The organism is Pseudomonas sp. LB3P81 (assembly GCF_054897965.1).
Genome location: NZ_JBUBVG010000001.1, coordinates 1,675,460 through 1,687,908, shown reverse-complemented (window position 1 = coordinate 1,687,908; position 12,449 = coordinate 1,675,460). Strand labels below are relative to the sequence as shown.

General features: G+C 59.9%; 13 protein-coding genes. 4 read left to right on the top strand and 9 right to left on the bottom strand.

All coding sequences use genetic code 11. The annotated features are described in order from the left end of the window. Positions 1–78: 78 nt before the first annotated feature. Entirely contained in the window at positions 79–624 is a 546-nt protein-coding gene (gene phnN, locus ACYZTL_RS07765; RefSeq protein WP_461951286.1) for a phosphonate metabolism protein/1,5-bisphosphokinase (PRPP-forming) PhnN, read from the top strand. Positions 625–799: 175 nt separating this feature from the next. On the opposite strand, the gene ACYZTL_RS07760 is transcribed toward phnN, so the two are convergent. Further along, positions 800–1,195, bottom strand: a complete 396-nt coding sequence (locus ACYZTL_RS07760) for a LysR family transcriptional regulator (RefSeq protein WP_461951285.1) — start codon at positions 1,193–1,195, stop codon at positions 800–802. A gap of 345 nt (positions 1,196–1,540) precedes the next feature. Between ACYZTL_RS07760 and ACYZTL_RS07755 the strand changes: the two genes are divergently transcribed. Next, positions 1,541–1,753, top strand: coding sequence for a type II toxin-antitoxin system HicA family toxin (locus ACYZTL_RS07755; protein WP_461951284.1), 213 nt, complete (start codon positions 1,541–1,543; stop codon positions 1,751–1,753). Next, positions 1,753–2,157, top strand: a complete 405-nt coding sequence (locus tag ACYZTL_RS07750) for a type II toxin-antitoxin system HicB family antitoxin (RefSeq protein WP_461951283.1) — start codon at positions 1,753–1,755, stop codon at positions 2,155–2,157. The genes ACYZTL_RS07755 and ACYZTL_RS07750 overlap by 1 nt, the downstream gene beginning before the upstream one ends. 112 nt (positions 2,158–2,269) lie before the next feature. Here the strand turns inward: ACYZTL_RS07750 and ACYZTL_RS07745 are convergent, their stop codons facing one another. Then, positions 2,270–3,475, bottom strand: a complete 1,206-nt coding sequence (locus ACYZTL_RS07745; RefSeq protein ID WP_461951282.1) for an MFS transporter — start codon at positions 3,473–3,475, stop codon at positions 2,270–2,272. Between the two features lie 223 nt (positions 3,476–3,698). Between ACYZTL_RS07745 and ACYZTL_RS07740 the strand changes: the two genes are divergently transcribed. Next, a complete protein-coding gene (locus ACYZTL_RS07740; RefSeq protein WP_461951281.1) occupies positions 3,699–4,328 on the top strand; it encodes a hypothetical protein in 630 nt (209 codons plus the stop codon). A 215-nt stretch (positions 4,329–4,543) separates the two neighbouring features. Here ACYZTL_RS07740 and ACYZTL_RS07735 read toward each other — a convergent pair whose 3' ends face one another. The 7 genes from ACYZTL_RS07735 to hyi all read right to left on the bottom strand — a co-directional run bounded on the left by ACYZTL_RS07735 (position 4,544) and on the right by hyi (position 12,424). Then, positions 4,544–5,542, bottom strand: a complete 999-nt coding sequence (locus ACYZTL_RS07735; RefSeq protein WP_461951280.1) for a sulfate ABC transporter substrate-binding protein — start codon at positions 5,540–5,542, stop codon at positions 4,544–4,546. A gap of 195 nt (positions 5,543–5,737) precedes the next feature. Continuing rightward, on the bottom strand, positions 5,738–6,562 hold the full coding sequence (locus ACYZTL_RS07730; protein ID WP_461951279.1) for an ion transporter: 825 nt from the start codon (positions 6,560–6,562) through the stop codon (positions 5,738–5,740). A gap of 21 nt (positions 6,563–6,583) precedes the next feature. Further along, on the bottom strand, positions 6,584–7,498 hold the full coding sequence (locus ACYZTL_RS07725; RefSeq protein ID WP_461951278.1) for an urea transporter: 915 nt from the start codon (positions 7,496–7,498) through the stop codon (positions 6,584–6,586). A 191-nt stretch (positions 7,499–7,689) separates the two neighbouring features. Then, positions 7,690–9,105: a pyruvate kinase gene (gene pyk, locus ACYZTL_RS07720; RefSeq protein ID WP_461951277.1), complete on the bottom strand. Its 1,416-nt coding sequence runs from the start codon at positions 9,103–9,105 to the stop codon at positions 7,690–7,692. Further along, positions 9,095–10,375 (bottom strand): glycerate kinase type-2 family protein, encoded by a 1,281-nt coding sequence (locus tag ACYZTL_RS07715; RefSeq protein ID WP_461951276.1) that lies wholly within the window; start codon positions 10,373–10,375, stop codon positions 9,095–9,097. Before ACYZTL_RS07715 ends, pyk begins: the two co-directional genes overlap by 11 nt. A gap of 180 nt (positions 10,376–10,555) precedes the next feature. After that, positions 10,556–11,443 (bottom strand): 2-hydroxy-3-oxopropionate reductase, encoded by an 888-nt coding sequence (locus tag ACYZTL_RS07710; RefSeq protein ID WP_461951275.1) that lies wholly within the window; start codon positions 11,441–11,443, stop codon positions 10,556–10,558. Between the two features lie 198 nt (positions 11,444–11,641). Next, the gene (hyi, locus tag ACYZTL_RS07705; protein WP_461951274.1) at positions 11,642–12,424 is read right to left on the bottom strand and encodes a hydroxypyruvate isomerase; all 783 of its coding nucleotides are present in this window, start codon (positions 12,422–12,424) and stop codon (positions 11,642–11,644) included. Positions 12,425–12,449 lie beyond the last annotated feature (25 nt).

Sequence of the window (12,449 nt, the reverse complement as noted above, 5' to 3'; positions counted from 1 at the left end):
CGATCTGATGCAGGTACGGAGTCAGGCCGGTTGGCCGGTGGTCCAGCAAGTATGGCGACAAGCGAAGAGGATGTTTTGATGTCAGGCAGGTTGATCTATCTCATCGGGCCTTCAGGTTCGGGCAAGGACAGCCTGCTGGATGCCGTGCGAACGCGGTTGGCCGAACGCGGCTGTCGTATCGTGCGGCGGGTCATCACGCGCTCGGCGGAAGCGGTGGGCGAGGCGGCGCTGGGTGTCAGCATGCAGCAGTTCGCCGAGATGCAGGCTCAGGGTGCATTTGCCCTGAGCTGGCAGGCCAATGGTCTGGCTTATGGCATCCCGCGGGAAATCGACGAGTGGCTGGCGGCGGGGGACGACGTGCTGGTCAACGGTTCACGCGGGCATCTGGCGCAAACCCGTGAGCGTTATCCGCACGTGTTGGTGGTGTTGCTGACCGTGGACGAGGCGGTGTTGCGCCAGCGCCTGCTGGTGCGCGGGCGTGAATCGGTGGCCGAGATCGATCAGCGATTGGCGCGTAATGCCCGTTTCAGTGAGCGCCTGTTGGCTGAGGACCCGAGCGTGCATGTGCTCGACAATTCCGGACCGCTGGAGCGCACCGTCGAACACCTGCTGGCCTGCATGTGAGTTGCCCGGGAATGTCAGGGTTGGGTTTGATGGGAGTGTGCTTTAGCACCAAAAGGCAAAAGATCGCAGGCTTCGCCAGCTCCTACAGGATCGTGTATGACGATGATCACCGGTGTACGCAGTGATGTAGGAGTTGGCGAAGCCTGCGATCTTTTGATTTTGAGTCAGGGCCTCTTCATATCTCCCTGACCAACAACCCCCGCACATACTCCACAAACGCCCGAGCCTTTGCGCTCGCCATCCGTCCGGTGGGAAACACCGCCCACAGGTCCTGATTCGGCAGCGACCATTCCTTCATCACTTCCCTGACCGTTCCGCTGGACAGCTCTGGTGCAAACATCCACTGCGACGCCGGCCAGCACCGCTTCACGCGGAAAAACACCAGACCGGCTTCGGTCGGCGTCAGGCCTCGGGTCGAGCGCAACAACAGTCGGACCGCGAGCCGTGCTTCCAGTTGCGCGATGGTTTTCGACACGGCGGGCTGGCCGATGTTCAGCCGTCGTGCGGCAGCGGAAAACGAACCGGTTTCCACCACGTAGACGAAGGTTTCCATTGCGGCCAAACGGTCCATCTCAAGTCCTTGTGAAGATCACCTGTGGGAGCGGCGGTGCGACGATTCGACTTGCTCGCGAAAGCGGTGTGTCAGTCACATCAATGCTGGATGTGCTGCCGCCTTCGCGAGCAAGCCCGCTTGTGTCTATGCCTATGGATAAACTCTGGGGTGAGAGAGGTGAATGTAATCCGGGTTGACCTCGGCGTAACGGCTCACACAGGGCAAAAGGACTCACGCCTGGAAAGAGTGCGCCAGGCACCAATCACACTTCGTAAAACAACCGAACGTCGCAATCAGGATTTTTGTGCTTGAGTAAAGATAACTCTAGGGTTACTTTTGTCTGGGCCAGCAAGGAGGCTAGTGGTGCAAAGCAGGTTATTGATCAAGGAGCTGGAGGAGGCGGGCTGGGCGCTGGATCGGATTACCGGCAGCCATCATCTCTTCACTCACCGATACAACCCGTACACGATTCCCGTCCCTCACCCGAAAAAGGATTTACCGATCGGGACGGTTAAAAGCATCAGGAGGCGAGCCGGGCTTTACTGCCCGCCAGCCAGTTACGCAGGAGATCCATAATGCAATATCCAATCTGTATCGAGTGGGGCGACGAGAACACCGCCATCGGTATTCAGATCCCCGATATTCCGGGCGCCGTAACGGCCGGGGATACGTTTGAAGACGCCTATAACGCGGCGATCGAGATTGCCCACATCATGCTTCAGGAAATAGCGGCTGACGGGGAATCGATTCCGATGCCTACCTCGGCAGCCGTCCATCGTGGCAACCCGGACTTTGCCGACATGGGATGGGGAATGCTGGAGCTGGACATCGCGCCGTACATGGGCAAGACCGAGAAGGTCAATGTAACGTTGCCTGGCTATGTGATTCAGCGTATTGACCGGTATGTGCGCGAGCACAATGTCAAAAGCCGCTCTTCCTTTCTGGCAGATGCGGCGATGGAGAAGCTGGTTCGACACTAAGTGAAATCAGGTCTATCGCCTTCACGGGCAAGCCACGCTCCTACAGGATTTGCGCTGGACCTGTAGGCGCGTGGCTTGGTCTGGGCGGCATTCCGACGAAGCTTTTGGCGTCTTAAGCGGTAGCGAGCGAACGCTCCTGCGAAACACTCAAAAACCGCAACAACGCCAACAACGGAAACGCGCTGCCCACAATCACGATCCACAACCAGCCGCCGTGCTCATACACTGCACTGGCCACCGAGGAGCCAAACGCGCCACCGATGAAGATGCTGGTCATGTACAGCGCATTCAAACGACTGCGGCTTTTGGCGTCGAGGGCGTAGACCGCGCGTTGGCCGAGGACCATGTTCATTTGTACGCAGAAGTCGAGCACCACACCGGTGACGGCAAGGCCGATGACGCTGTAGGCCGGATGGATGAAGGCTGGCAGGAAGCTCAGGCTGGCGAACAGCAGGGCTAACAGCGAAGCGATGCGGGTGTGGCCGGCGTCAGCCAGTCGACCGGCGATCGGCGCAGCGATCGCACCGATGGCTCCAACCAAGGCGAAAATCGCAATCTGGGTTTGCGACAGGCCGTGATTGCGCGCCAGTTCCAGCGGCACGGCTGTCCAGAACAGGCTGAAGGTGGCGAACATGCAACCCTGGTAAAACGCGCGCTGACGCAGTACCGGCTGTTGGCGCAACAGCGTCCACAACGAGCCCAGCAATTGGCCGTAAGAGGCGCTGTGATCCGGCTGGCGCTTGGGAATCGTCACGGCCAGCACGATGCTGATCGCCGCCATCAACACGGCCGCGATCACGAACATCGCGCGCCAGCCGAAGTGATCAGCCACAACGCTGGACACCGGCCGCGCCAACAGAATCCCCAGCAGCAAACCACCCATGATTCCGCCGACCACCCGGCCACGAGTCTCTTCCGGCGCCAGGTGCGCGGCCAGAGGAATCAGGATCTGCACCGACACCGAGCTGAAACCCACCAGCAACGAGATCAACAGAAACACGTTCGGCTGATCGGTAAACGCAGCGCCCAACAGACTGGCAATCGCCACCACCGTGGTGATGATCATCAACCGACGGTTTTCCAGCAGATCGCCCAACGGCACCAGGAAGAACAGGCCCAGCGCGTAACCAATCTGGGTCAGCGAAACGATCAGGCTGGCCATGGTGTTGGTCAGGCCAATGTCCGGCGCGATCAGGCCGATGATCGGCTGGGCGTAGTAAATGTTGGCAACAATGGCGCCGCAGCAAAAGGCGAACAGAAGCACCATGCCTTTGGTCATTGTCGCGGCGCTGTGGGGCGCCTGATTCGCTGGGTTCATAACGTGTCTCGCTGAGCAAAATGGAATGCGCGCAGGCTAAGCGGCTGGCCGGAAAGGCGGAAGTGGGATTGGAGTGATAGTAATCATTCCTTTGCGGAATGAGTGACGCCGTGCCGATGAACCGTGCGCCAGAATGTCGAGGTCCGATGATACATTCACTTACATCTTGTTCGATAGCGTGCTTATGTTCTCTCTTCACGACTCATCACCGGAAGGCACTTTCATGAACGCGATGTTCCGTCACCTGATTCGCGGTGCTTCAGTTATCAGCTTGATTGGCTTGTTCACGGCAGGTCTCGTCCAGGCGGCTGACGCGCCGGGGATGCGCATCGGCGTTCGCGGCGAGATCACCGGGGTGAGCCCCGACGTCTTGAAAGTCCACGCCAACAGTGGAGAAAACGTGGTCATTCACCTGACCAAGGACACCAAGGTCCGGGCTGTCACCCTCGTCAGTATTGAAGACATCAAGCCCGGCAGTTACATCGGTTCGGCTGCCATTCCCCAGGAAGATGGCTCACTGAAGGCGCTGGAAGTCCATGTCTTCCCGCCGGAGCTGGCCGGCAGCGGCGATGGCCATCGGCCGTTCGATCTGGCGAAGGGCAGCAGCATGACCAATGGCAGCGTCGGCGATCTGGTGGTCAGCAATGGCCGTGTGCTGACCGTCAACTACAAGGGTGGTCAGCAGAAGATTCTGGTGCCGGAGGATGTGCCGATCGTGAACCTGGTGCCGGGGGATCGCAGCTTGCTGAAAGTGGGCGTGAAGATCGTGACGTTCGTAACGCAAAGTGCGGATGGAACGCTGACCGCTCAACCCATCTCGGCCGGCAAGGACGGCGTCACACCGCCGATGTAACGGTGTACCGAAATCCCTGTGGGCGCGGCGGTGCGACGATTCGACTTGCTCGCGAAAGCGGTGTGTCATTCGACATTGATGTCGGCTGATAAGGCCTCTTCGCGAGCAAGTCGAATCGTCGCACCGCCGCTCCCACAGGATTGGCGTCGCACAATAATTCTGTGGCCACAAAAAAAGGCGACCTTCTCAGGTCGCCTTTGCATTGCGCTCAGGAATTACTGACCGCTGTAAATCTGATCAAAAATCCCGCCATCATTGAAGTGAGTCTTCTGCACGGTGCGCCAGTCACCAAAGGTCTTCTCAACCGACAGGAAATCCACTTTCGGGAAGCGATCGGTGTACTTGGCCAGTACCGCCGGATCACGCGGACGCAGGTAGTTGGCGGCGGCAATTTCCTGACCTTCCGGCGACCACAGGTACTTCAGGTATTCTTCGGCGGCAGCGCGGGTGCCTTTCTTCTCGACCACTTTGTCGACCACAGACACGGGTGGCTCGGCTTCGGCGGAGACGCTTGGGTAGATGACTTCGAACTGGTCACGACCAAACTCGCGGGCAATCATTTCCGCTTCGTTTTCGAAGGTCACCAGCACGTCGCCGATCTGGTTGGTCATGAACGTGGTGGTGGCGGCACGGCCACCGGTATCGAGTACTGGCGCTTGTTTGAACAGCTTGCCGACGAAGGCTTTGGCCTTGTTCTCGTCACCGCCGTTTTTCAGCACATAACCCCAGGCCGAAAGATAGGTGTAGCGGCCGTTGCCCGAGGTTTTCGGGTTCGGCACGATCACTTGCACGCCGTCCTTGAGCAGATCCGGCCAGTCTTTCAGGGCTTTCGGGTTGCCTTTGCGAACGATGAACACAGTCGCCGAGGTGAACGGCGCGCTGTGGTTCGGCAGGCGGGTGACCCAGTTGTCCGGGACCAGTTTGCCGTTGTCCGCCAGGGCGTTGATGTCGGTCGCCATGTTCATGGTGATGACGTCTGCCGGCAGACCGTCGATCACGGAGCGCGCCTGTTTGCTGGAACCGCCGAAGGACATCTGCAGGGTGATGTTTTCGTGGTGCTCGGCCTGCCAGTGTTTCTGGAACGCAGTGTTGTAGTCCTTGTAGAAATCTCGCATCACGTCGTAGGAAACGTTGAGCAGGGTCGGTGCAGCCTGAGCCACGCTGGTAAGTGCCAGGCCAGCGGCCAGAAGTGAGGCGCCAAAGAGTTTTTTCACTGCGCATTCCTTGTTCTATTTGTAGGAGCTGCCGGAGGCTGCGATCTTTTGATCTTGCTTTCAACGATCAAAAGATCGCAGCCTCCGGCAGCTCCTACGGATTAGTTGTCAGTCGTTAAAAGAGGTGTTGCCACCGTTTTGCCAGCGACTATAACCGGGCGCTCATAGTCCTTTAAAGATTAAAAAGCACTTTGCTTATTCCCGTTTCCTAAACAGAGCATTGCCGCACCGCGAGCAAAATGCAGCGCCATGCTCGTGGCTGTTTTTCCTGCACACCGGACAATCGTGTTGCAACTGTTCACCGTGCATGGCGTTGGCCAGCTCAGCGGTGAAAATCCCCGTCGGCACCGCGATGATCGAGTAACCGGTGATCATCACCAGCGACGAAATCACCTGACCCAGCGGGGTCTTGGGCACGATGTCGCCAAAGCCTACGGTGGTCAGCGTCACGATAGCCCAGTAAATGCCTTTGGGAATGCTGGTAAAGCCGTGCTCCGGGCCTTCGATCACATACATCAGGGTGCCGAATACCGTCACCAGCGTGCAGACGCTGACCAGAAACACCACGATCTTCTGCTTGCTGCCGCGCAGCGCCGACATCAGATAATTGGCTTGTTTCAGATAAGGACTGAGCTTGAGCACGCGGAAAATCCGCAGCATCCGAATGATCCGGATAATCAGCAAATACTGCGCATCGGCGTAATACAGCGCGAGGATGCCGGGCACGATCGCCAGCAAATCCACCAACCCGTAAAAGCTGAACGCGTAACGCAATGGCTTCGGCGAACAGTAGAGCCGCAGGCCATATTCGATGGCGAAGATGACGGTGAAGCCCCACTCGATGTACGCCAGCACGTCGGCGTAGTTCTGGTGGATCGTGTCGATGCTGTCGAGCATCACGATCACAATGCTGGCGAGGATGATCAACAACAGAATGCCATCGAAGCGCCGTCCGGCCTTGGTGTCGCTCTGGAAAACCATGACGTAAAGCTCTTCACGCCAGTTTTTGCTGCAGTCCATGGAAAACGCCTGAATCGAGAATCAGCGAAGCCTAGGGTGATTCTCCTCTCGAGTGCAAGGCGTATGGGCGACAGCGGTCTTGCCGAGCATTTGAACAACCGTGCGGATCAGCCAACAGGCGAGGATGAACGGCGCGGTCAGCGTTGGCAGACCGATGGCGGCAAACACCGGCGTCAGCAACAGCGTTGATGCGATGCCGGCCAGCGGCAGCCACGGATGCTGGCGCAGCGAGCTGAAGGCGAGGGCGGCGAGTATGGCGTTATAGCCACCGAGGCCGATCAATGCGGTATAGAAGTCGTGATGCAGCATGCTCCAGCCCATGCCCGCGACAGATGCCAACAATGCCCAGCAGAATGCGCGGCGATCAGCGATCAGCAAACCCACGGCAATCATCGCACCGGCCAGCGGATGACCGAGGAACATCACCTGACCGAAGCCTTTGAGTGGTGCGGCGAGCAAGTTCAGCGTATTGATTTCGATCAAATGCGCTTCCGTCGAGGGTGTGGCGAAGCACAGCAGCAACCAGCCCAGCGCCACGAAGGGCGCTGTATAGGCAGGCAGGTAGTGGCTGACCCGGACGCGTTTCAGCCATTGCTGAGTGAGCATCGCACTCAGTCCGCCAGCGGCAATGATCAGCGGCGGCAACACCGCTGACCAGGGGAAATACAGGCTCAGCAGCAAGCCGAGCAGGACACCGTTGTAACTGAACAGCCCGGCCTGACGATCGGCCTTGGCGTAGTTGCGACGTTGCGCGGTGAGCAAACCGGCGACACCGCCCAGCAGGGCACCGCCGAGCAGGGTTGGTGCGGTAAAAAGAATCGCCAACAGGCACAGCAGGCCACACAGCGGATGGCGCTGGAGGAAAATCTGGCTGAAGCCGTTGAGCAGGGCAGTCGCCCAGTCGGGGCAGTGGGTATTGAAATGGTTGGCAGGCATGATGAAGTCTAGGGGCAGAGGAAAATCCAAGGTCTTGCATAAACTTTGTGGCGAGGGAGCTTGCTCCCGCTGGGCTGCGAAGCAGCCCCAAAATCGGTGAATGCGGTTTCCCTGTGGAACCCGTCATGCTGAAGCGACGACTGCTTCGCAGCCGAGCGGGAGCAAGCTCCCTCGCCACAAAAACGCGTTTGCTAAATCAATGTTTCGATACGCAAGGAGTTAGTCGACCCAGGCTGCCCAAATGGCACACCCGCCGTGATCAATAAAGTGTCCCCGCGCTGCGCCATGCCCTGCGCCTGCGCAATTTCCAGCGCTGTGGAGCAGACTTCATCGACCTGACGCAGGCGATCGTTGACCACCGAGTGCACGCCCCACGCCACGCTCAGGCGACGAGCGGTTTGCAGGTTCGGCGTCAGGTTGAGGATCGGCACCGTCGGCCGCTCCCGCGCCGCACGCAGGCTCGACGCGCCGGACTCGCTGTAGTTCACCAGCACCGCCACCGGCAACACATTACTGATGCGACGAATCGCACAGCTGATCGCATCGGAAACAGTCGCCTCAGCCTTCGGTCGGCTCACGTCCAGTTGCGTCTGATAGTCCGGACCGTTTTCCACCTGGCGAATGATTTTGCTCATCATCTGCACGGCTTCCATCGGGTACTCGCCGGACGCGGTTTCCGCCGACAGCATCACCGCATCCGCACCTTCGGCCACGGCGTTGGCCACGTCGGTGACTTCGGCGCGGGTCGGTGCCGGAGAGAAGCGCATCGACTCGAGCATCTGCGTCGCCACCACCACCGGTTTACCCAGCTCGCGGCAGATGCTGATGATGCTTTTCTGAATCTGCGGCACGCTTTCGGCCGGTACTTCGACGCCGAGGTCGCCACGGGCAACCATGATTGCGTCGCTCAATTCAGCGATTTCCCGCAGATGAGTGACCGCTGACGGTTTCTCGATCTTGGCCATCAAAAACGCTTTGTCGCCGATCAGCTCACGGGCTTCGCGAATGTCTTCCGGGCGCTGCACGAACGACAGCGCGACCCAGTCCACACCCAGCTCCAGACCGAAACTCAAGTCGCGGCGATCCTTGGCGGTCAGCGGGCTCAGTTCCAGCACCGCTTGTGGGACGTTCACCCCTTTGCGGTCCGACAACTCACCGCCATTGAGCACCGTGGTGTCGATGGCGTCGGCGTACTGGGTGACCACCCGCAGACGCAGTTTGCCGTCGTCCAGCAGCAGGTCCATCCCCGGCTCCAGCGCGGCGATGATTTCCGGGTGCGGCAGATTAACGCGACGTTGATCACCCGGCGTCGGGTCCAGGTCCAGGCGCAGGGCCTGGCCGCGATGCAGTTGCACCTTGCCTTCGGCGAACTTGCCGACCCGCAGTTTCGGGCCTTGCAGGTCCATCAGAATGCCCAGCGGATAATTCAGCTGACGCTCGACTTCACGAATCCACTGGTAGCGCTGGGCGTGGTCGGCGTGATCGCCGTGGCTGAAGTTCAGGCGGAAAATGTTGACCCCGGCCTGTACCAGCTCACGGATGTCTTCGATCCCGTTGGTGGCCGGGCCGAGGGTGGCGAGGATTTTGACCTTTTTATCAGGCGTCATGTTCAGGGCTCTCGAGAATCAGAATGGCGCGGAAGTCGTTGACGTTGGTGCGGGTCGGCTCGGTGACGATCAGTGCGTCGAGCGCCGCGAAATAGCCGTAGCCATTGTTGTTGTCGAGTTCGTCGCTGGCGCTCAGACCGAGTGCAGCGGCGCGGGCGTAACTGTCCGGGGTCATGATCGCGCCGGCGTTGTCTTCGGAACCGTCGATGCCATCGGTGTCACCGGCCAGCGCGTAGACGCCAGGCAGGCCTTTGAGACTGTCGGTCAGACTGAGCAGGAATTCGGCGTTGCGTCCGCCACGGCCATTGCCGCGCACGGTGACGGTGGTTTCGCCGCCCGAGAGGATCACGCACGGCGCGGCCAGTGGTTGGGCATGCAAGACCACTTGCCGCGCGATGCCGGCGTGCACCTTGGCGACTTCGCGGGATTCGCCTTCGAGGTCACCGAGGATCAATGGGCTGAAGCCGGCCTGAAGCGCTTTCACCGCTGCGGCTTCAAGCGACTGTTGTGGACGGGCGATCAATTGGAAGTGACTGCGCGCCAGGCTCGGATCGCCGGGTTTGACCGTTTCCGATTCCGGGCTCTGTAGCCAGTTGCGCACGGAGGCGGGGACTTCAATCGCGTAGCGCTTGAGGATCGCCAGCGCTTCGGCGGAGGTGCTCGGGTCGGCCACAGTCGGGCCGGAGGCGATGACCGTGGCGAGGTCGCCCGGCACATCGGAAATCGCATAGGTGTAAACAGTGGCAGGCCAGCAGGCTTTGCCGAAACGGCCCCCCTTGATCGCGGAGAGGTGCTTGCGCACGCAGTTCATCTCGCCAATGGTCGCGCCGGATTTGAGCAGGGCTCTGTTGATTGATTGCTTGTCGGCGAGGGTGATGCCGGCAGCGGGCAGGGCCAGCAATGCCGAGCCACCGCCGGAGAGCAGGAAGATCACGCGGTCGTCTTCGTTCAGGTTGCTGACCAGTTCCAGCACGCGTTTGGCGACGGCCAGACCGGCAGCATCCGGCACCGGGTGCGCGGCTTCGACCACTTCGATTTTTTCGCACGGGGCGCCGTGACCGTAACGCGTCACCACCAGACCGGACACTTCACCCTGCCAGCAGCGCTCGACCACCTGGGCCATGGCGGCCGCGGCTTTGCCGGCACCGATGACGATCACCCGACCGCTTCGATCGGTGGGCAAATGGGCTTCGAGGACGTGCTGCGGATGGGCCGCGTCGATGGCTGTGGCAAACAGCTCGCGCAGGAATTGTTGCGGATCGACCGACATGGCGGGCTCCCGGGTTTTTTGTTGTTGGAGGAAGGCAACCTGCGCCAGCTCTGGGAAGGTTCACCCTTTAAGAGGTGTGAACCCGATCCTGTAGGAGCTGTCGCAGGCTGCGATCTTTTTGCGGATAACGCGGTGAGCGGTCGGGCGTAAAGATCAAAAGATCGCAGCCTTCGGCAGCTCCTACTTGCGAATCGAGAAATTCGCCATGTGTTCCAGGCCCTTGATCAGCGCCGAGTGGTCCCAGTTGCTGCCACCGATGGCCGCGCAGGTGCTGAACACTTGCTGGGCGTTGGCGGTGTTCGGCAGGTTGATGTTCAGCTCCCTGGCGCCTTGCAGGGCCAGGTTCAGGTCCTTCTGGTGCAGGCTGATGCGGAAGCCTGGGTCGAAGGTGCCTTTGATCATGCGCTCGCCGTGCACTTCGAGGATCTTCGACGAAGCGAAACCGCCCATCAGCGCTTCACGCACCTTGGCTGGATCGGCACCGTTTTTCGAGGCGAAGAGCAGGGCTTCGGCGACGGCCTGGATGTTCAGCGCCACGATGATCTGGTTCGCCACTTTCGCGGTTTGCCCGTCGCCGTTACCGCCGACCAAGGTGATGTTCTTGCCCATCGCCTGGAACAGCGGCAGTGCGCGCTCGAAGGCGTCGGCGTCGCCACCGACCATGATGCTCAGGCTCGCAGCCTTGGCCCCGACTTCGCCGCCAGACACGGGGGCGTCGAGGTACTGCGCACCTTTTTCGTTGATTTTGGCAGCGAAGGCTTTGGTGGCGGTGGGCGAGATCGAGCTCATGTCGATGACGATTTTGCCTTTACCCACACCGGCTGCGATACCGTCGGCGCGGAACAGCACGTCATCGACCTGCGGGGTATCCGGCACCATGACGATGATGAATTCGGCTTCTTGCGCGACTTCTTTCGGGGTCGCCAGGGCGATGGCGCCTGCAGCGACCAGGTCGGCAGGCGCGGCGTCGTGGTGCGCCGACAGGAACAGGCTGTGACCGGCTTTCTGCAGGTTCAACGCCATTGGGTGGCCCATGATGCCGGTGCCGATAAATCCGATTTTAGCCATGAGAAATTCCTCTTGTTTTTGTCTTGCCAATTATTTTCACGACACACCCTGTGGCGAGGGAGCTTGCTCCCGCTGGGGCGCGAAGCGGCCCCAAATCAGCCAACGCGGCGTATCAGATAGATCCGGATTGCAGGTTTTACGACTGCTTCGCAGCCGAGCGGGAGCAAGCTCCCTCACCACAATGGTTGTGCGACAGTGTCAGATCGCGTTGTGGGTTTTGAGCCAGCCCAGACCCGCTTCCGTGGTGGTCAGCGGCTTGTATTCACAGCCAACCCAACCCTGATAACCAATGCGGTCCAGATGCTCAAACAGGAAGCGGTAATTGATTTCACCGGTGCCCGGTTCATTGCGCCCAGGGTTGTCGGCCAACTGGATGTGGTTGATCTCGTCCAGATGCGCGGACATGGTGCGGGCCAGGTCGCCCTCCATGATTTGCATGTGATAGATGTCGTATTGCAGGAACAGATTGGCACTGCCGACCTGTTCGCGAATCGACAGGGCTTGCGCCGTGTTGTTCAGGTAAAAACCCGGGATGTCGCGGGTGTTGATCGCTTCCATCACCAGTTTGATGCCCGCCGCTTGCAGCTTGTCGGCCGCGTACTTGAGGTTGGCGACGAAGGTTTTTTCCACGGTGGCATCGTCGACGCCTTGTGGACGAATGCCGGCCAGGCAGTTGACCTGGGTGTTGCCCAGCACTTGCGCGTAGGCGATCGCCAGATCGACACCCGCGCGGAATTCTTCAACGCGGTCCGGCAGGCACGCGATACCGCGTTCACCCTTGGCCCAGTCACCGGCCGGCAGGTTGAACAGCACTTGGGTCAGACCGTTGGCGTCGAGCGTGGCTTTGATATCGGCGGAACTGAAGTCGTAAGGAAACAGGTACTCGACACCACTGAAGCCGGCCTTGGCGGCCGCTTCGAAACGGGCAAGAAAATCCTGTTCGGTGAACAGCATGGACAGGTTGGCTGCGAAACGCGGCATGGTGGTCTCCCGTAAATGTATGGAC